The 19,759-nt window shown below is 67.0% G+C and carries 12 protein-coding genes and 3 pseudogenes; 9 read left to right on the top strand and 6 right to left on the bottom strand.

Going from position 1 to position 19,759, the window contains the following annotated elements; translation table 11 throughout:
* The first annotated feature begins 49 nt into the window (after nt 1-49).
* The 5 genes from benA to AAW14_RS28690 all read left to right on the top strand — a co-directional run bounded on the left by benA (nt 50) and on the right by AAW14_RS28690 (nt 6,717).
* On the top strand, nt 50-1,396 hold the full coding sequence (benA, locus tag AAW14_RS28710; protein WP_265566933.1) for a benzoate 1,2-dioxygenase large subunit: 1,347 nt from the start codon (nt 50-52) through the stop codon (nt 1,394-1,396).
* Nucleotides 1,393-1,899 (top strand): benzoate 1,2-dioxygenase small subunit, encoded by a 507-nt coding sequence (benB, locus tag AAW14_RS28705; protein WP_265566931.1) that lies wholly within the window; start codon nt 1,393-1,395, stop codon nt 1,897-1,899. Before benA ends, benB begins: the two co-directional genes overlap by 4 nt.
* A gap of 10 nt (nt 1,900-1,909) precedes the next feature.
* On the top strand, nt 1,910-2,953 hold the full coding sequence (gene benC / locus AAW14_RS28700; RefSeq protein ID WP_265566929.1) for a benzoate 1,2-dioxygenase electron transfer component BenC: 1,044 nt from the start codon (nt 1,910-1,912) through the stop codon (nt 2,951-2,953).
* The gene (gene benD / locus AAW14_RS28695; protein ID WP_265566927.1) at nt 2,950-3,735 is read left to right on the top strand and encodes a benzoate diol dehydrogenase BenD; all 786 of its coding nucleotides are present in this window, start codon (nt 2,950-2,952) and stop codon (nt 3,733-3,735) included. The genes benC and benD overlap by 4 nt, the downstream gene beginning before the upstream one ends.
* A 186-nt stretch (nt 3,736-3,921) precedes the next feature.
* Nucleotides 3,922-6,717: a helix-turn-helix transcriptional regulator gene (locus AAW14_RS28690; protein ID WP_265566925.1), complete on the top strand. Its 2,796-nt coding sequence runs from the start codon at nt 3,922-3,924 to the stop codon at nt 6,715-6,717.
* Between the two features lie 67 nt (nt 6,718-6,784).
* Here AAW14_RS28690 and AAW14_RS28685 read toward each other — a convergent pair whose 3' ends face one another.
* Complete coding sequence (locus AAW14_RS28685) at nt 6,785-7,159, bottom strand: hypothetical protein (protein WP_265566923.1); 375 nt, start codon at nt 7,157-7,159, stop codon at nt 6,785-6,787.
* 1,574 nt (nt 7,160-8,733) lie between these two features.
* Between AAW14_RS28685 and AAW14_RS28680 the strand changes: the two genes are divergently transcribed.
* The 4 genes and pseudogenes from AAW14_RS28680 to AAW14_RS28665 all read left to right on the top strand — a co-directional run.
* On the top strand, nt 8,734-9,756 hold the full coding sequence (locus tag AAW14_RS28680) for an IS110 family transposase (protein ID WP_265566921.1): 1,023 nt from the start codon (nt 8,734-8,736) through the stop codon (nt 9,754-9,756).
* A 50-nt stretch (nt 9,757-9,806) separates the two neighbouring features.
* Nucleotides 9,807-10,175: pseudogene (locus AAW14_RS39875) on the top strand (transposase); the annotation flags it as partial.
* Between the two features lie 168 nt (nt 10,176-10,343).
* Nucleotides 10,344-11,600, top strand: a pseudogene (locus AAW14_RS39870) (hypothetical protein); the annotation flags it as partial.
* A gap of 311 nt (nt 11,601-11,911) precedes the next feature.
* Nucleotides 11,912-12,041 (top strand): annotated as a pseudogene (locus tag AAW14_RS28665) (transposase); the annotation flags it as partial.
* A gap of 1,734 nt (nt 12,042-13,775) precedes the next feature.
* Here the strand turns inward: AAW14_RS28665 and AAW14_RS28660 are convergent.
* The 5 genes from AAW14_RS28660 to AAW14_RS28640 form a co-directional block, all read right to left on the bottom strand.
* Nucleotides 13,776-14,768 carry a zinc-dependent alcohol dehydrogenase family protein gene (locus AAW14_RS28660; protein WP_265566917.1) on the bottom strand — a complete coding sequence of 331 codons (993 nt, stop codon included), beginning with the start codon at nt 14,766-14,768 and terminating at the stop codon, nt 13,776-13,778.
* Nucleotides 14,765-15,652, bottom strand: a complete 888-nt coding sequence (locus AAW14_RS28655) for a carbohydrate ABC transporter permease (RefSeq protein ID WP_265566915.1) — start codon at nt 15,650-15,652, stop codon at nt 14,765-14,767. The genes AAW14_RS28660 and AAW14_RS28655 overlap by 4 nt, the downstream gene beginning before the upstream one ends.
* Nucleotides 15,649-16,608 carry a carbohydrate ABC transporter permease gene (locus tag AAW14_RS28650; protein ID WP_265566913.1) on the bottom strand — a complete coding sequence of 320 codons (960 nt, stop codon included), beginning with the start codon at nt 16,606-16,608 and terminating at the stop codon, nt 15,649-15,651. The genes AAW14_RS28655 and AAW14_RS28650 overlap by 4 nt, the downstream gene beginning before the upstream one ends.
* A 78-nt stretch (nt 16,609-16,686) precedes the next feature.
* A complete protein-coding gene (locus tag AAW14_RS28645; RefSeq protein WP_265566912.1) occupies nt 16,687-18,042 on the bottom strand; it encodes an ABC transporter substrate-binding protein in 1,356 nt (451 codons plus the stop codon).
* 80 nt (nt 18,043-18,122) lie between these two features.
* The gene (locus AAW14_RS28640) at nt 18,123-18,884 is read right to left on the bottom strand and encodes a DeoR/GlpR family DNA-binding transcription regulator (RefSeq protein WP_265566911.1); all 762 of its coding nucleotides are present in this window, start codon (nt 18,882-18,884) and stop codon (nt 18,123-18,125) included.
* Nucleotides 18,885-19,759: the final 875 nt, after the last annotated feature.

The following is a 19,759-nucleotide window of genomic DNA, read 5'->3' as shown; positions in this document are numbered from 1 at the left end:
AACGGGGCCGCCGGTCCGGCGGCCCGGCAGAGGCGAAAGGGACGGGAACATGGCCGACGACCTGAGCCGTGCGCGGACCATCCTCGAAGACGCCCTCGTGGAGGAGCCGGGCAACGGTGTGTACCGGGTGCGGCGGAGCGTCTTCACCGACGAGGAGCTCTTCGAGCTGGAGATGAAGCACATCTTCGAGGGGAACTGGGTCTACCTCGCGCACGAGAGTCAGATCCCGGAGGTGGGCGACTACTTCACGACGTACATCGGCCGTCAGCCCGTGGTCATCTCCCGCGACAAGCAGGGCGAGCTGCACTGCCTGATCAACGCGTGCAGCCACCGCGGGGCGATGCTGTGCCGCCGGAAGACCGACAATCGTACGACCTTCACCTGCCCCTTCCACGGGTGGACGTTCAACAACAGCGGCAAACTGCTGAAGGTGAAGGACCCACGGGAGGCCGGCTATCCGGAGCAGTTCAACACCGACGGCTCGCACGACCTGAAAAGGGTCGCCCGCTTCGAGAGCTACCGTGGTTTCCTCTTCGGCAGCATCAACGCTGACGTCAAGCCGCTGAGGGAGCACCTGGGCGACGCCGCCGTCGTGATCGACATGGTCGTCGACCAGTCTCCCGAAGGCCTGGAGGTGCTGCGCGGCTCGTCCACGTACCACTACGACGGCAACTGGAAGCTCCAGGCGGAGAACGGCGCGGACGGCTACCACGTCTCCGCCACGCACTGGAACTACGCCGCCACTCAGGCCCGTCGCACCTCGGGCGAGTCCAAGAACGACACCAAGACGATGGACGCGGGTGGCTGGTCCAAGCAGAAGGGCGGGTTCTACTCCTTTGACCACGGTCATCTGCTGCTGTGGACGAAGTGGCTGGATCCCGCGAACCGGCCTCTGTTCGACAAGCGTGACGAGCTGGCCGAGCGGTTCGGTGCGGAGAAGGCCGACTGGATGATCGGCGTGTCCCGGAACCTGTGTCTGTACCCGAACGTGTACCTGATGGACCAGTTCAGCTCTCAGATCCGGCACTTCCGGCCGATCTCCGTCGACAAGACCGAGGTCACCATCTACTGCATCGCTCCCAAGGGCGAGCCCGCCGAGGACCGCGCCCGCCGCATCCGGCAGTACGAGGACTTCTTCAACGCCACCGGCATGGCGACCCCGGACGACCTGGAGGAGTTCCGCTCCTGCCAGAAGACCTACCTGGCCGAGTCCATGCCCTGGAACGACCTCAGCCGTGGCGCCGTGCACCAGATCGACGGCCCGGACGAGGACGCCAGGAGGATCGGCATCAACCCGATCGCCAGCGGTGTCCGTACGGAGGACGAGGGGCTCTACCCGATCCAGCACGGCTACTGGCTCGACACCCTGCGCAAGGCCCTGGAGGAGGCGAAGTGACCACGGCGATCGACGAAACCACCCTCGAAGGTATCCGGCAGTTCCTTTACCGCGAGGCTCGCCATCTCGACGACCGCGCATTCGAGAAGTGGCTGCAGTGCTACCACCCGGACGCCGAGTTCTGGATGCCGGCCTGGGCGGACGACGAGGAGCTCACCCGCGACCCGCAGCGTGAGATATCCCTGATCTACTACCCCAGCCGGGCCGGACTGGAGGACCGCGTCTTCCGTATCCGCACCGATCGCTCCAGCGCCACGAGCCTGCCCGAGCCGCGCACCGGCCACAACATCACCAACGTCGAGGTCACCGGCGTCGACGGCGACGTGCTGGACGTGCGCTTCAACTGGTTCACCCTCTACTACCGCTACCAGACCGTCGACACATACTTCGGCACGTCGTACTACACGCTGGACCTCTCGGGGCCCGACCCGCTGATCACGCGGAAGAAGGTCGTTCTCAAGAACGACTACGTCCATCACGTCGTCGACATCTACCACGTCTGACACCCCGGAAATGAGCACCGGCATGTCCTTCCAGGTCGCCCTGAACTTCGAGGACGGCATCACCCGCTTCATCGAGTGCCGCCCGGACGAGACCGTCGCCGAGGCCTCCTACAAGGCCCGCATCAACATCCCGCTCGACTGCCGAGACGGCGCCTGCGGCACCTGCAAGTCACTGTGCGAGTCGGGTAGTTACGACGGCGGTGACTACATCGAGGAGGCGTTGAGCGACGACGAGGCCGCGCAGGGGTACTGCCTGCCCTGCCAGACGACCCCGCTGAGCGACCTTGTGCTGCGCATCCCGTCCTCCTCGGCGGCGGCGAAGACCGCCGCGATCACGCACACCGCGACGCTCGCCGAAATCCGGCGCCACTCGCCCACGACCGTCGAGTTCGCCCTTGACCTCGACGACCGGGAGGCACTGGACTTCCTGCCCGGCCAGTACGTCAACGTCACCGTCCCCGGTGCCGACCAGACCCGTGCGTACTCCTTCAGCTCGGGCCCCGACCGGCGCCGGATCTCCTTCCTGGTCCGGACCGTGCCGGGCGGGGCGATGTCGGGGTACCTCACCGAGCGGGCCCGAGTCGGCGACCGGCTGCAGTTCACGGGGCCGATGGGAGGCTTCTACCTGCGCGCGCTCACCCGCCCCGCCCTGCTTCTGGCGGGCGGCACGGGTCTCGCGCCGCTGCTGTCGATGCTGGAGTACCTCGCGCAGAAGCCGCCCGCTCACCCGGTCCACCTGGTGTACGGCGTCACCACCGACGAGGACCTCGTCCACCTGGACACCCTGGACGAGTACACCGAGATCGTCCCCGGGTTCACCTTCGACCACTGCGTCGCCGACCCCGACAGCATGGCCCGCAACAAGGGCTTCGTGACAAACCTGATGGACACCGGGACCCTCCACGACGGAGACGCGGACGTCTATCTGTGCGGCCCGCCGCCCATGGTCGAGGCTGTGCGCGGCCACATCGCCTCCCTCGGGGTGGTGCCGGCGAGCTTCCACTACGAGAAGTTCACCCCGGCCGCCGTGCGCGAGACAGCGGAGGCGGCGTGAGCGTCAACAGCGTGCACGTCGGGCGGTTCACCGAGAAGAAGGCCGTCGTCACCGGCGCCGCCCAGGGCATAGGCCTTGAGGTTGCCCTCCGCCTTGCCGCCGAGTCCGCCGAGGTCGTCCTCGTGGACCGCTCGGAGACGGTCCGCGAGGTCGCCTCCGAGCTCGGCGTGCACGCCGTTCTCGCCGACCTGGAGACCTACGAGGGCGCGCACTCCGCGATCACCGAGGCCCTCAAGCTGGTGGGGGGCCGCATCGACGTGCTGGTGAACAACGTCGGCGGAACGATCTGGGCCAAGCCCTACGAGCACTACTCCCCGCCCGAGATCCAGGCCGAGATCCAGCGCTCCCTGTATCCCACCCTCTGGACCACGCGCGCCGTCCTGCCCCACCTCATCGAGCAGCGCTCCGGCGTGATCGTGAACGTCTCATCCGTGGCCACGCGGGGCATCAACCGCATCCCCTACTCAGCGGCCAAGGGCGGGATCAACGCCCTCACCGCTTCCCTGGCCATGGAGGCCGCACCGTACGGTATCCGGGTCCTCGCCACCGCGGCCGGCGGCACCGAGGCGCCGACCCGTCGGGTCGCTCGTGGACCCGCACCGGGCACCGTCCGGGAGAAGGCCTGGTACCAGCAGATCGTCGACCAGACCGTTGCCTCGTCGCTGCTGAAGCGCTACGGCACACTCGAGGAGCAGGCCGCCGCCATCTGCTTCCTGGCCTCCGACGAGGCGTCGTACATCACGGGGACGGTGCTGCCGGTAGGCGGCGGAGATCTCGGCTGATGCCCCGCCCGGTTGTCCCGCTGAGAAGAGCCTGGCGTGTCGGGACGAACCTTCCGCAGAACCTGTCTACGGGTGCGCGCCACTGCGCCGGATCGCGGCGGAATGCCGTCACGTTCCTCACGGCCCGGGACAGGCGCGCGGCTGGACCCGCGCCCGGGCCGAACGGCGGTGTTAGCGTGCTGACAGATGACTGACCGTCCCGAGCAGCAGCGAAGCCTGATCGGCCGGGCCGGCGAGGTGGCCGCGCTGACCCGCGCGATCAGTGCTGCGTGTTCCGGCGGCCCCGGGTGGCTTCTGGTCGGGGGCCCTGCGGGCATCGGGAAGTCTGCTCTGGTCGAGCACGCCATCCACCGGCACCGGGCACTCAGCGGGGCGACCCCGCCCCGCGTGCTGCGCGTCGCGGGGGTGCCCTGGGAGTCGGACCTGCCGCTCGGGATCGCGGAACAGCTCCTGCGAGCTCTGGGAGCCGACCCCGATCTGGCTGATCCCGCGTCGTCGCATGCGGTGCTGGAAACCGGCCGTCTGCTGACCCGCCAATGGACGGCGAGGCAGGAGCGGCAGCCTCTGATCGTTGTGGTCGAGGATGCCCACTGGGCTGATGTCGAGAGCCTGCGTGCCATGCGTTCCGCGGTGCGCAGGATGTCGAACGCGCGGGTGCTGGTCCTCCTTGTGGCCCGGGAGGAGCCGTACGAGAAGTACGAGGTGCAAGGCACGTACGAGGACCTTCCCGCGCCGCTCCTGCGGACCTTGGAGTTTCTCGACAGCTGTCAGGACGACGCTCAGCGGCTTGGACCCCTCACTCCCCAGGACGTGTGCACGCTCGCTCGCGAGGTCCAAGGAGTCTCCTTGGACCTGCCCGCGGCCCGGCACCTGTGCCACCACACCTTGGGCAATCCGCGCCACGTCAGCCAGCTGTTGCGCGAGCTGCCCCGCGAGACGTGGCAGGACTGGCGCCCGGAACTGCCCGCTCCCGCCCGATACGCTGCGGCCGTCCGCGAGCGGCTCGCCCGTTGCGGCGAGAGTGCCCGGCGCCTGGTGGAGGCCTGCTCGGTTCTCGGGGACGACGCGACGCTGGCCGAGGCCGCCGAGCTGGCCGACGTCGACGAGCCGCTGCCCGCCGTGGACGAAGCACGCTCGGCGGCTCTGCTGACCGCAACCATTGATCCCGGACGGGCTCAGCTGACCTTCGTCCATCCACTTGCCCGAGCCGCAATCCTCACCGGCATCGATCTCACCCGGCGCGCCGGACTGCACCGGCGCGCGGCGGAGATCATCGAGGACTACGGGCGACAGCTCACCCATCGGGTGGCGGCCACCACCACGGCCGACGAACCACTTGCCGGTGAACTCGACCGGTACGCCGTCGAGCGCGCCTCAGCCGGGGAGTGGTCCATCGTCGCGGACACTCTGGTCCGTGCCGGCCGGCTGACCGCTCATCGTGCCACGCGGGAGGACCGGCTGCTCCGTGCCGTCGACGCCATGATCGGCGCGGGGGACGTGCCGCAGGCCGCGGCGTTCGCTGCGGAGCTGGAGAGCTTCCCCGCCGGCATCCTGCGCGATGTCGTCCTCGGCTATCTGGCCATCATGCGGGGACGGCCGGCCGAGGCGGAGACCTTCCTGACCGACGCCTGGCAGCTTTGCGATCCGAAGCGGCATCCGGACCTCATGGCCATGATCTGCCAACGGCGCGTGCTGCACGCCCTGGGGCACTGGGACGGACGCGACATGGTGACCTGGGCCCGCCGGGCAGTCGAACTGGCGGACCCCGACGACCCCTCGGCGATCGAGTCGGAGGCCGTACTCGGCCTGGGACTCGCCGCCATGGGCCGCCCGGAGGAAGCGCTGGCCGCCTATGAGGCCGCCGCGTCCACCCTGCCCGGCGGTGCTCAGCCGCAGCGTTTCCAGCTCGGCCGGGGCTGGGTCGACCTCGCCTTCGACGCCCCGGAGGCCGCTCGCCGCCGGCTTGAGGCAGCCCTACCCACGGGCTACCGCATGGGTTCCACCCGAATCTCTCTGTGGGCGCAGGGCTGGCTGGCACGTACTCAGTTCGCGCTCGGCGCCTGGCCGGAAGCCCTGGAGACCGTGCAGCGGGCTGCGGCACGGCTCGCCGACGTCAGCATCGAGCTGGTACGGCCAATGGTCCACTGGACCGGCGCTCAGATCAACGCCCTGCGTGGCGACTGGGACGCGGCCGACCACCACGTGGGTGAGGCCGCCGCCGACTTTCATCACTACGAGGTCATGCTGATCCCTGCCTGTCTCGCCCGGGCCCAGGTGGCCGAGGCGCGCGGGGACTACGACCGTGTCGTCGAGGCCCTGGCTCCGGTGGTACAGCTCACCGACCGCGAGTCGGTCGACGAACCGGGCTTCTGGCCCTGGCCGGACGTGTACGCCAACGCGTTGGTCATGACCGGCCGCGTGGATGCGGCCGATGCCTTCCTCTCTCCGCACGAACACCTGGCCGCGCTACGTGCCCGACGCTCCGCCATGGCCCGGCTGGGTCTGGCCCGCGGTCGGATCACCGCAGCCCGCGGCGACATCGACACAGCCCGCAAGGAGTTCGAGCAGGCCCTCGGCCACCTCGAACACCTTCCTCTCCCGTACGACCGAGCCCGGGTCAACTTCGCCTACGGGCAGACCCTCCGCCGGGCCGGCAAGCGCCGCGAAGCCGACACCGTCCTGAAGAATGCCCGCGACACCTATACAACCCTCGGCGCACGCACGTATGTCGAGCGCTGTGACCGGGAACTACAGGCAGTCGGGCTGCACACCAGCCGCCTCACTCCCGGAATGTCCCAGCTCACCGCGCAGGAACAGGCCGTGGCCCGGTTGGTCGCCTCGGGCGCGACCAATCAGCAGGCAGCGCTGGAGCTGTTCATCTCGGTCAAAACGGTGCAGTACCACCTGACGCACGTCTATGCGAAGCTCGGCATCCGCTCCCGCAGCGAACTTGCCGCACGTTTCAGGGAGTTGCCCTCCTGACCACGTCGGAGCCATGGAGAGAGGTTCACGCCGGAGGAGCGCAGGCCGGTCGTGGGCCTCGCGGCCCTCACCTGAGGGTGCGCAGGCAAGACCGTGCCGCTCCTGGGCGCGGTCTTGCCGCCTGGCTTCTTGATTCTCTCAACCCGGGGGGCGCGGATCCGCCGGAGGCAGGAAACCGCCCAGATGTGCTGGTGTTGCTGTCGGCGACGTACAGGGTGCGCCCGGCCGGATCGATGGCCAGACCGGTGGGCCGCCCGTTCGCTGGCGGGGCGGCGATGCGGTGGGCGTTGCCACCGGGAGCGAGCGCCCATGTCCCGGCGCGGGACGGATCGGAGGACAAGACGTTGCAGTAGAGGGTGCCGTTCGGGCCGCTGGTGTTGCCGAAGAACCCGTCACCCGCCTGCCCGATGACGAGCACCACGCGGCGCACGGACGGGCTCACGCTCTCCGGCTTCGGCTGACTTGAACCAACGACTCACGCAGTCCGTTCCTACCAGAGGTGGTCCCATAACTTCATCTACCCCTGACGGCGGCCGATGTGCTCCCACTCTTGAAAATAGCGATCTTTCAAAGAGGAGCAAGATGTACCGGTTTGCACGAGTTAAGGACATTAGGACTCCCTACAGGGCAAGCAGAATTGAGTTACGGGCCAGCCTGCTAGTCGATCCGCCTGTAATGGTGAGAGAGGTCGCCATGTCTGACGCCAGCCGAGAGCAGTTTAACAGTGCGTTCAATTCCATGAGCAGATTCAATGAACAGGTTATCGATAAAACAAGGAAGACATGGCCGGATATGGCTGCTGTGAGACTGGCTGCTCAGTCGAGCAGCGCCAATTCGGTGAGCAACGCCCCCACTTCGCAGCAGAGGAAGGCGCAGATTCGGGGGACTGGCTCTACCGCGCAAAGCTCCGCTCTAGTCGCTCCGCCTGCAAGCGAGGTCGCCATGTCTGACGCCAGCCGAGAGCAGTTTAACAGTGCGTTCAATTCCATGAACGGATTCAATGAACAGGTTAGGCTTCGGATGCTCCCGCCGCCAGCCAGCAGTGTGCCGGCGCCGCAGTCGGCTGGTTTCGGTAGTTTCGGGGGGCCGGGCGGCGTTGAGCTGTCGCGGCGACCTGCAAGTATTGCTGCAGCGTCTGGCATGACGCCTGATGCGGCTTCGCCCGCCAATCAGATACCTGCCCCAGCTGGCACGATTAACCTGGGGGAGGCGTTTCAGGCTGCTATGGAGGCTGCGCAGAAGTCCGTAGCGGATGCAGCGGCACTTAGGGACTCGGTGAGGGTGGCTAGGGGTGTGTTGCCGCCCCTTCCCAACTCTTCGAGTCATTCGGCTCCTCGGCCGAGCAGTATGAGTCGTTAACGGGTCGGCCACCTACCGCCTTGTCGATTGCCGCAAACCGTTGCGCCTCGTCCTCGACGCCGGCCAGCACCGCGATCAGCAAGGTCGGAACCGCGATCCGCACCGGCCTGCCCCACGACACCGTCGTGGTCGATCCACGCTGTGAGGTTCGGTCGTGATGTCACTGGGATGTTCGGCTTTGTTTGTCACTGATGTGTGGGTGTATTGGGTCTGTTCAAAGGGGCAGTTGGATGGGTTGATCATGGTGACGGCTCCTCGAATGTGGTGACGTGAAGTCGTGTCGGCCGGTGTCATGTTCGCCGTGTCTCCTTTGTCTTCGTGGTCGTTGTGGAGCCGTCCGAGTGTGCGGAGTGTGTCCGGCTGTCAATGGCCATTGAGTCGTTCCCGTACGCTTCCTGGATGTCATGAGACCAACTATCCGGCCGGTCACGGTGGGAGTGTCTGACTTGTTCAATCGGTCGCAGGCGCTCGGTCTGCAGCCGTAGCGTCCAGGGTGCCGGTCGGCACGGGCTCGTGTGGTGTCTTGCCGCCCTGCGGGCTGGCTCATGATTAGCGTGCCGCCGCCGTCCGGCATCCGCGCGGTGTGGCTCGACAGAGACATGAATGTATGTGACTGCTACTTCAAGTCAGAGTGCCCACCGCACATTTCGGTTGCGCGTGATCATCATCGGGATCGATCCCCACAAGTCCTCGCACACCGCAGTCGCTGTCGATGCAGCAGGCCACAAGATTGGTCAGCGGCGGTTCGTCGTCAACTCCGGGACCTTCGGTCGGCTTCTGCACTGGTGCGCGCAGCGGCCTGGGCGCCGGTTCGCGGTCGAAGGCGCCGGAGGTCTCGGTCGGTCTCTTGCTCAGCAGCTGGCCGCCGCGGGCGAGGATGTCGTCGACGTGCCTTCCACCTTGTCGGCCAGGGCCCGTCTTCTGGCCACCGGCGGGGACCGGAAGATCGACCCCGCGGACGCTCTCCGCGTGGCCCAGGTTGCGCTCTTCCGCACTGATCTGCGCAAGGTCACCGCGGAGGACCAGTCCACGATCCTGCGGCTGCTGACCGAGCGACACGACGACCTGACCGGCGAGCGGACGCGTACCGTCAACCGTCTCCACGCGGTCCTTCGCGACCTGTTGCCCGGTGGCGCCCCCACACGGCTGTCGGCGGAGAAGGCTGCAACTTTGATGAAGGGCATCCGGCTGGCCACTGCGACGGACCACTGCCGCCGGGACATCGCTTGGGATCTGCTGGCTGACCTGCGCAGGCTTGACCGGCAGGTCAAGGACAACGAGGCCCAGATGCGCGATGCTCTCGCTGCCGCACGAACCAGCCTGACGTCGCTGCCCGGACTGGGCGCGGTACTGGCTGCGAAGCTCATGGGCCACGTCGGTGACATCAGCCGCTTCCCGGCAGAACACCACTTCGCCAGCGCGCCCTTGGATGCCTCCAGCGGCAAACGGGTACGCCATCGGCTCAACACCGGGGGTAGCAGAGCCTTGAACAGCGCGCTTCACATCATCGCTGTCTGCCAGATCCGTAACGATGGGCGCGGCCGGGAGTACTACCTCCGCAAGATCGCCAAAGGAAATACACCCGCCGAGGCTCGCCGAGCCCTCAAACGACGCCTTTCCAATGTGGTCTACCGGATCATGAAACGAGATCACCGAGTTCAACTCGCAGCAGCTGCTTGACACACAGAGGTACTAATCAACGGCGGATCTGATGATCAAGGAGACGACAGATGACCAGAACTGCCGGTGACCCCGAGTCCGTACAGCCTGCTGTCGGGGCACCGTCGAATACGGCGACCGACGAGCAGTTGATCGCGATGCTCGTCGACAGGGCCCATAACGAGGGCCTGCAGCTGACCGGCGAGGGCGGGCTGTTGCAGCAGTTGACCAAGCGGGTGCTGGAGTCCGCCCTGGAGGGCGAGATCACCGACCATGTCGGCTACGAGAAGCACGATCCGGCCGGGAAGTACAACGGCAACAGCCGCAACGGCACACGTGCGAAGACCGTGGTGACCGACGTCGGGCTGGTCGAGGTGAAGGTGCCCCGGGACACAGCCGGCAACGCGCAGGTCGTCCCAGTACGCGGAAGCCTCCGGCGGTGGCGGTCTTGTCCCGGCTGGTGCCACCGAAGAAGTGCCGGGTCAGGAAATCACTGCCGGTGCATCGCATCGGAGGACGTATGTGTGAACTGCTGCGCGAGAGCAGGCGTTGAAGCAACGATGGCCACCGATTGGATCCAAACTGTCCAGTGAGAGGGGAAGTCGAGGATGAGCCGGGCTGTTTCGAAGTTGTGGGGTTCGGGTGATGTCACCACGGAACGCTGGCTGCCGTTCGGGGCTCGGTCGGGGGAGGCGGCTGTGCCATCGGCGTTCGTGTTCACGGTAGGGCAGGACGGCTCCCCGTCGGCGGTGCATCGGCCTGCCGGTTCCGGGGAGTGCACCGAGGTGGGATACGCCTGGGCCTGGTACCGGGATGGGAGCCCGGCTGGGGACACCATCGTCATGACCCGACGGATCCACGTTGATGTCCCGGATGCCAGGCCCGGTGATGACCGGTATGCCGATCAGGTCGCCGCACTGCGCCGTGACCACACCGATGCCCTGGAAAAGCTGGTCAATGAGCGTCACTACCGGCTGCCGGCGCTCCAGCCGGGCCGCGCCACCGGTCCGCAGGTCCCGGGTCCGGTCCTGCGGGCCGAGGCGCGGTTCGTCGATTCGCCCGAGGCGGCCCACACGGTGGTGCAGCTCCGCCGGGGCCGACCAGGGCCGGGCCGCCCGATGAGGCAAGACACCTGGTTCACCGGGGTCCATCCCGCGGCCTTGGTGCACGAGTTCGTGCACGGCCTGGGGGTGCGCGATGATCAGGCCGACCCGCGGGTGCTGCTCACCCCGGGCGGGCGCGGTCCTCAGACAGTCGCCGAAGGCGAGTCCAGCCTGATGGGCCCCTTCCACGACAACTCGGGAACACAGCCGTCCTTCACTCTCACCTCCGACCACCTCCAGCAGATCGCCGACGTTCTGGCCCCGTATCTCCACCGATACAGCCACACCCCCACACCCACCAACAGCAACCAGCCCACCATGAACATCACCGCCCGGCCCCAGACGGACAACGCACCGGCCGTCAACTACGACCTCATCCATCCCACAGATAAAAACTCTGTCGTCGAAAGCAAGGGAGGCGAAGCGCTCTATCACTTTACGGAAGTTTCACCTGAGTTGATATTCAGGGAAGGTATCAAGCCTCGGGACCCGTCAAAAATCGTCACGGTCTTCCGCTGGCAGAAGGATAGTCCTGCCTCTCAATTCGTCTCCACAACCCGTAACGACGCGCTCTGGAGCGACAGAATGCAATACCGGTACGACATCGATCCGGCGCGTCACCCCGATCCGAATAGCAAGACCGGTGTCGACGTCAACGCAACCATCCAGAACCTCGGCGGGAATCCCGACAAATACTACAAATCCGAAGATGAGGTTGCCTTCACCGGAGTCATCCCTCCGGAGGCCATCATCCACGTCCGCTACTATGGCCCCAACACCGCCCCCCTCAGCTACAAGCAAATCATCAGAACCGGCACGTGGGATGTCACAGGACAGAAAGTCGTCTGGACGAACCAGGACACGGCACCAGCCCTTCCCGCCGGCTGGGGAAACCTGTCAAGAGCTGCAGCATGGCAGCCAGCGAGTTCCGCAGCGCGGGCTGCTGCTGTGCACGACAGTTCCAGCCTGCCGTCCATCGCAGCTATGCGTCCGCCGAGTGGGGTGGCGTCCCGTCCTTCTGCCCACGCCGATACCCCGCGCACTGGTCATATCCGAGAGGAGCCGCAGCACTTGACCGGCACGATCGGGCAGGGAAGAACGGGGGTAACTCCCGCGATGAAAAGGGGTCCAAGACTGTCCTGACCGATGTCGGTCCGCCCACCGTGGAGGTTCCCCAGGGACCGGGATGGGGCCTTCGACCCAATGGACCTGGTGGCGGCGGCTACCCGTGGGATCCAATCCTCGGCGGCCGGTGCGACGCAAGCTGCGCATAAGGTGTACGGTGTGCGGTCACAATTGCCGCCTACGGGATAGGCCGCCGGTGACCGAGTGGCGTGCTCCCGTACCGCCGCGGCCGCCGTCGATGGGCAGGACGTCGTAGTACTGGTGTGTGAGGCCGGAGTCGATCGAGAAAGTGCAGCCCGGCGACTGAAACAGTTACAGGAAGAAGGGGAGGTTGCGCAGGCGCGCGGGCGCTATTTCGGCACGGTTGAAGGATGGTAGGCAATTCAGGTGCGAGGCCAAGACCTCAGGCGTCTGAGGGTTGCCCAAGCCACGACGAGTGAGAGTAGGCGATCCCGCCCGAGCGTCAACCAGTCGTCCCGCACATCGACATCCGCCCCAGGGAGTAATGGAGTAAATCTATCCAAGTCCGTGAGATGTCGCTGAACCGGCATCGCCGACGGGCCGGTGACCAAGTACCATGCAGGGTTTGGAGTCAGAAGCCACCCGCTTTCCGAACGTGATCGTTTGGCTCGGGCGAAGGCATGAACTCCAGTCAGCGGCGGGAGAGATGGCGTGATTGGTCTGGTCTCGTCGCTGGGAGGTGGCCAGTTCCGTCGGTGCTCGGTCTGGTGGAGACCCGGAGAATGAGGTCCGGGGAGGCCGCGCGGCGCCGGGCGGAGGCCGATCGTGGAGCCAGGGCGGACCGCGGTGGCGGGTTCGGTATGGCGGCGCGCACGACCCAGGCACCGACGCCGTGGTCCAGGACGAGCTGGCGGCCCGCCGCCGAACGCGAAACGCGCCCGGCAGCTTTGAGCACGAGCAGAGCCGCCACGAGGAGGCCGAAGCCGCCCCCGCGCCGCCCTGTCGCGCCGCCGTTCGACCACGCGACAGCACCTGTCCGAATGCCTGAAATGATCGGCTTTCGAGTGCGGGACAGACTCCAAACCCTGCTGCCGTTCCCGCATGACAGCGTGACACCCCGCCCTGCGGCGCGGCTCGGTCATCACGCTCCGCTCCCGCCCAGCCCGGACCCTACGAGGACCAACTCCGACGGCCAACCTGGGTCCCTGAGTCCTCGAACCGCGGTGGGCCAGGTAAACCCGTCGGCCACGGGTCCCGGGCCTGCTGGGTTGTGGCCGTTGGCACGGACGTGTGTCATCGACTCCTGCCTCGAACTTGGGCACGGTGCCCAGCGAGGAGGCCGAGGCGAAGGCCCGCAGGCTCCTGGAACGCCTCGGCGCCAGCCAGGACCCGGCGGCCGCGTAGGCCCCCATCGCGGTCATCCTGGACCATACGGCCGCCACGGCCCTGCACGACCCCAAAGACCCGCACAACGAGGCCGTCGCCGCGTTCTACGTTCAAGCCTCCGGCCACCCTGGGCACGTTCCTGCGCTCCTTCACCCACGGTCACCCCCTCCAACTGCAGGCGGTGCACCGCACGTTCCCCGACGCACTGGCCGCGCACACCCCGCTGCTGCCCGGCGCCGGTGAGAAGGCGTTCATTGTGGCGCACGCAAGCACGAAGTAGACCATGAACCGGCTCGACAGAGGACGGGGCTTGGTGATCAACCCGAGCCGGACTTCATCGGATAACCCGATCCATGGATGCATGTCCGTGTCAACGAACCAGCACCCCGGCGGTCACTGTGCCTGGGAGAGGAACTACGTGCGCCTCTCAAGCAACGGCATTGGGGCGTGACCGGCAAGTGAAGGTCAGGGCAGCACAACAATTTTGCGCCCCTGGCCGGCTGCGAACTGGTCCAGCGCCTGCGGGTACTCCGTCAACGGCAGCCGGTGGCTGATGAACACCTGGGGATCGAGCACCCCGCTGGCGAACAATTCCGCAGCGCGTTCGAAGCTGTGCAGGACGGCCATGGAGCCGGTGATGGTGATCTCCTGGTTGTAGATCCTGTACGGCTCGACGGTGACGCGGGCGGTGGGCGAGGCAACGCCAAACTGCAGGTACGTACCGCCCTTGCCGACCCGGGCCAGCGCGTCCTGGATGGCGCCGGCGTTGCCGGTGGCGTCGATGACCACATCCCAGCCGTAGGGCGGCCGGTCGAGCTCGTCGGCGGACGCGGCGGACGCAGAGCACCCCAACTGCACGGCGGTGGCAAGCCGTTCGGCGTTGATGTCGACAACGTCGACGCTCACCGCGCCGGTGGCCTTGGCGAGCTGGAGCATCATCAGCCCCATGGTTCCGGCACCGTAGACGAGCACGCGGGAGGCGAGGCGGCTGCGCAGGACGTCGTAGCCGCGCACCGCACAGGACAGCGGCTCGATCAGGGCCGCGTCCTCGGTGCGTATGCCGTCGGACAGGACTGTGCAGTTGGCGACGGGCGCGGCCACGAACTCGGCGGCGGCACCGGGGTGGGTGACGCCGATGGCCGCGTACCGCTCGCACAGGTTGTTGCGGCCGAGGCGGCAGTAGTGGCACTCGGAGCAGTACAGATTCGGGTCGACCGCGACACGGGCGCCTGCCGCCACCTCCGTCACCTCGGTGCCGACCGCGACAACCACTCCGGCGAACTCGTGGCCGGGGACGACGGGCAGGCTCGGGGCGTGCTCGCCGTGCAGGATGTGCAGGTCTGTGCCGCACAGTCCGGTGGCGGCGACCTGGATGACGACCTCGCGCGGCCCGGGAGCCGGGTCGTCGACGATGGCGAGCTCCACCTTGCCCGGCTCGGTGATGACGGCGGCCCTCATTTGACTGCTCCTAGGGACAGGCCACGGACGAGTTTGTCCTGGGCGGCGAAACCGGCGATGAGGACGGGCAGGGAGACCAGCGTGGCGGCGGCGCACAGCCGGGCGAGGAAGAGGCCCTCACTGGTGATGAAGCCGACGAGGAAGACCGGCGCGGTGGACGCCTGTGTCGCGGTGAGGTTCACGGCGAACATGAACTCGTTCCAGCTGAAGATGAAGCAGATCAGCGAGGTGGCGGCGAGTCCGGGCATGGCGACCGGCGCGACGATCCGCAGCAGGACAGTGGGCAGCCCGGCGCCGTCGACCTCGGCCGCTTCCAGGATCTCCTTGGGGACCTCGGCGAGGAACGAGCGCATCATCCACACCGCGATCGGGAGGTTCATGGCGGTGTACAGGACGATCAGTGTCCACACGTTGTCCAGCATCCCGACGTCCTTGACGATCAGGTACACCGGCAGCAGGGCCGCGATGGCCGGCAGGAACTTCGTCGACAGGAAGAAGAACATCACGTCGGTCCACTTCTCGACCGGCTTGATGGACAGTGCGTAGGCCGCCGGCACCGCCAGGGCGAGCACCAGCAGCGTCGAAATCACGCTCGCCATGACCGAGTTGAGGAGAAACGGGGTGATGTCCCGGCTGAACAGCAGTTTGTACTGGTCGAACGTGAGGGGGGCGAAAGGGGTCGGCGGGTTGGTCGCCGCGTCTGCCTCCTGGTGGAAGGAGGTGAGCACCATCCACGCCACCGGCGCGAAGAACGCCAGTGTGGCGAGCCAGGCGACGAAGGTCCACAGCGGCGACAGCTTCGGCGTACCGCCGTGGTCGTCGTGGCGGCGGAGGAATTTCTTCAGCCTCGCGCCGGGTGCGGCGACTGCTGCGTGAGCGGTCATCGGGATACCTCCTCGCGGAACAGCGACGCGATGGTGCGCAGCGTGAAGGTCGCGATCACGATCGAGCCGAGCACGACGACGACACCGGCGGCGGCCGCCTGGCCGTACTCGTACTTGCGGAACATGGTCAGGTAGATCTCGTAGGGCAGGTTCGTGGTCTGGGAGCCGGGGCCGCCCTGGGTGATGGTGTAGACCGCATCGAAGGTCTGCACGACGTAGATCGTGCCGAGCAGGATGCCCAGCTCGATGTACTGGCGCAGATGCGGCAGCGTGATGTGCCGGAAGGTCGCCATGGCCGACGCCCCGTCGACCCTCGCCGCCTCCAGTACATCCCCGGGCTGCGCCTGCAGACCGGCCAGGAGGATCAGCATCATGAACGGTGTCCACTGCCACACCAGCGAGACCACGACGGCGGGCATGGGGTAGGAGGACACCCAGTCGACCGTGGGACCGTTGTCGGCGCCGAACAGCCGCCATACGGCGTTGAGGGTGCCGTTCAGCAAGCCGTAGTCGGGGTTGTAGAGGGCGTGCTTCCACAGCAGCGCCGCCGCGACCGGCATGACCAGGAACGGGGCGATGAGCATCGTGCGTGCCAGACCACGGCCGAGGAACCGGCGGTCGAGCAGCATGGCCAGGCCGAGACCGAGGACCACGCTGATGAGCACCACCGATGCGGTGAGCACGATGGTGTTGAGCACCGCGGTGCGCAGCCGCTCGTCCGTGAAGACGAACGTGAAGTTGGACAGGCCGACGAAGTGCCGGTCGCCCGGCTTGAGGATGTTCCACTGGAAGGTGGAGATGACGAGCGTGGCCACGAAGGGCAGTTGTGTGACGCCGATGGTGAAGATCAGCGCCGGCAACAGCGGGATGCGGCGCTTCCATTTGCCGATGCCCGGGTAATTCCGGGTGCCGGCGGGTGGTGGTGCTGTCTTGGGGGGTGCAGTGAGCGTGGTCATGGATGGTTCCTCTGCCGGTGAGGGCCGGGGCCGGGAAGCGGTGCCCGGTCGGCGCCAGGGCCGGCCGGGCACTGAAGGTCACTTCTGGTAGTTCTTGGCGACGTCCTCGGCGAGCTTCTGGCCGTCGTCCAGCGCCTTGTCCACGCCGGTCTTGCCGGCGATGGCGGCGGAGATCTCCTGGGTGACCTTGGTTCCCAGGTCCTGGAACTCGGGGATGGCCACGTACTGGATGCCCACAGTCGGCCTGGGCTGGACGCCCGGGTTGGCCGGGTCGGCTCCCTCGACGGACTTCAGGGTGATGTCACCGAACGACGCGGCGGCCTTCTGGTACTGCGGGATCTCGTACGTGCTGGCCCGCTTGCCGGCCGGGACGCGCGACCAGCCGAGCTTCTCGCCGACCAACTTCTCGTACTTCTTGCTGGAGGCCCACAGCATGAACTTCGAGGCGGCGTCGGCCTTCTTGGTGGTCTTGGGCATGGCCCACGCCCAGGCCCACAGCCAGCCGCTGCTCTTGGTCTCGACGGTCGGTGCGTAGGCGTAACCGACATGGCCGGCGATCTTGCTGGAGCTGGAGTCCTCCAGCGACCCGGCGGCGCTGGTCGCGTCGTACCACATCGCGACCTTCTTCTGACTCATGGCGTTGAGGCACTCGGTGAAACCGGACTGCGCCGCTCCCGCCTCGCCGTGCTTCTTGACCAGGTCGACGTAGAAGTTGGTCGCCTTCTTGAACTCCGGGCTGCCCACCTGGGCCTTCCAGTCCTTGGTGAACCATGTGCCGCCGAAGGTGTTGACCACGGACGTCAATGGCGCCCCGAGCTCGCCCCAACCGGCCAGTCCACGCAGGCAGATGCCCCGCATGCCGGGCTCGGCGCCGTCGACCTTGGCCGCGATGTCGGCGACCTGCTGCCAGGTCGGGTGCTCGGGCACCGTGACGCCCTTCGCCTTCATGACGTCCTTGTTGTACATGAGGAATGACGACTCGCCGTAGAACGGCAGGGCGTAGAGCTTGCCGTCGGAGCCGGACAGCGACTGCACCATCGGCTTGAGCAGGTCGGCCTTGTCGAAGCTCGCGTCCTTGTCGGCGTAGGAGCCGAGTTCGTGCAGCCAGCCGTTCTTGGCCCAGATAGGTACCTCGTAGGCGCCGATCGTGGCGACGTCGTACTGACCGGCCTGGGTGGCGATGTCCTGGGTGACCTTGTCACGCAGCTCGTTCTCGGGAAGGACCGTGAAGTTCACCTTGATGCCGGTGTCCTTCGTGAACGTGTCCTTGGTGAGCTTCGCGATGTCCTCCATCTGCGGGTTGCCGACCATCAGCACATTGATGCTCTTGCCCCCGTCGGAGCTCGAGGAGCCGCCCGCCCCGCTGCAGGCGACCAGCACTGAGCCTGCGGCCGTGGCCGTAATGAGGGCGTGGATCATTCTTCGTGTGCGCATTACTGACTCCAAGGGATGTTTCGAAGGCATGGGGAACCAGACCCCGGCCCCACGGGGCGGATCGGGAGATGAATCGAGGCTCAGGCCCGGATGACTTCGGGGCCCAGCAGTGAGTAGCGGTGTGCTTCGGAGGCGGGCAGCCCGGCGTCGGTGACGATCGCCTCGAACTCGGTGACCTCCGCGAAGCGACAGAAGCTCACGGCACCGAACTTCGTATGGACCCCGGAGAAGACCCGGCGCCTCGCGACCCTCATGACCTGGGCCTTGACCTCGCTGACCGCGGGGTCGGGGGTGGTGAGTCCGTACTCGCGGGAGATGCCGTTCGCGCCGACGTACGCCAGGTCGATGACGAAGCCGGACAGCATGCGGGTCGCCCAGTGGTCGACCGTGGCCAGCGTCCCGCCCCGCACTCGGCCGCCGAGCAGCAGCACCGTGATGTTCTTGGCGGATGCCAGGGCACCCGCCGTGGACAGCGAGGAGGTGACCACGGTCAGCGGCCGGTCACTGGGGAGGGCGGCGGCGATGAGCTGCGGGGTGTAGCCCTCGTCGATGAAGACGGTCTCGGCGTCCCCGAGCAGTTCGGCCGCGGCGGCAGCGATCCGGGACTTCTCAGGGACGTGCATGGTGGTGCGGAAGGCGAGCGTGGTCTCGAAGCCCGCGCTCTCCACGGGATGGGCACCGCCATGGGTACGCCGGACCAGCCCGTTCGCCTCCAGTACGTTCAGATCGCGCCTCACGGTCTCCTTGGAGACCCCGAGGTCGGCGGCGAGCTTCCCGACGTTGATGGATCCGGTACGGCGTGCCGTTTCCAGGATTCCGCGTCTTCGTTCCTCGGTGTCCACGGCGACACCTCCGTTTCACGGCTCTGCGCGTTGTGCCCGCGTCGGCTGCTTCCCGGAGCCCGGCCCGTTCGGGCTCTGGTGGCGAAATTTCTACAAGGCGATTGCCCGTACTAGCCAGGTTCGACGTAGAGAAATTCATGACCGAATGTGCCCGATTTCTGGAGTGCGGAGCCCTTGTATGTCGCAGTAGAGGGCTCCGCAGAGCAGGAGGCCGCTGCCCGCTCGCCGGCTGAAGGGTGCCCGTTTCGCTGCCCGTTTTCCTTTACCTGCGGGGGTCCGCGGTTCTACAGGCGGCGAGTACGGGGGCGAACGCCCGATCCGCCAGGCGATCCGTGAGGTCGGACGCGATCGGTGCCGCCTTTCCCGGGGGGCGTCCGTACGCGCCCGAAGAGATGAGCAGGCGAAGGTCGTTGATTGCCGGCGGTCGACTACGGCCGCCGCCCGTGTGCCGGCGCGGGCGACGGCCGCGGCGCGAGGATCGTGCCTCCCCAACACGAGTCCCGCGCGGATGTCCTCGCGGTTCCCGGGGCGTGCGGGAGGACTGCCCCGCCTTGAACGAGCCAAGAGGACGTGGCACCACGAGCCGGTCGACGGCGCGGAGAGACCGGCTGCAGTTCCTGCCTTTGATTGTTGAGCCGGAGCCCGTTGCCGCGGAGAGGCCGACAGGACCAATGCGGTGGGCCGGACGGCCCCGGCTTCCGCACCAGCAGGGGCGTTGTCAAGTTATCCGCGAGCGGGCTGGCTGAGGGTGCGTCGGGGGTGTGGCCGGTGGTGGTGCTGTGTTCAGACCGCGGTGGACACGCCGGTGATCTGGTTCCAGACGGTGAAGCGGTGCTGCATCTCGGTGCGGTAGTCGGGTGCGGTCATCCGGTGGC

This window comes from Streptomyces hygroscopicus, from assembly GCF_026168105.1.
Taxonomy (GTDB): Bacteria; Actinomycetota; Actinomycetes; order Streptomycetales; family Streptomycetaceae; genus Streptomyces; species Streptomyces hygroscopicus_D.
Note: the sequence above shows the minus strand (reverse complement) of the source record. Positions and strands in the feature narration are given on the sequence as shown.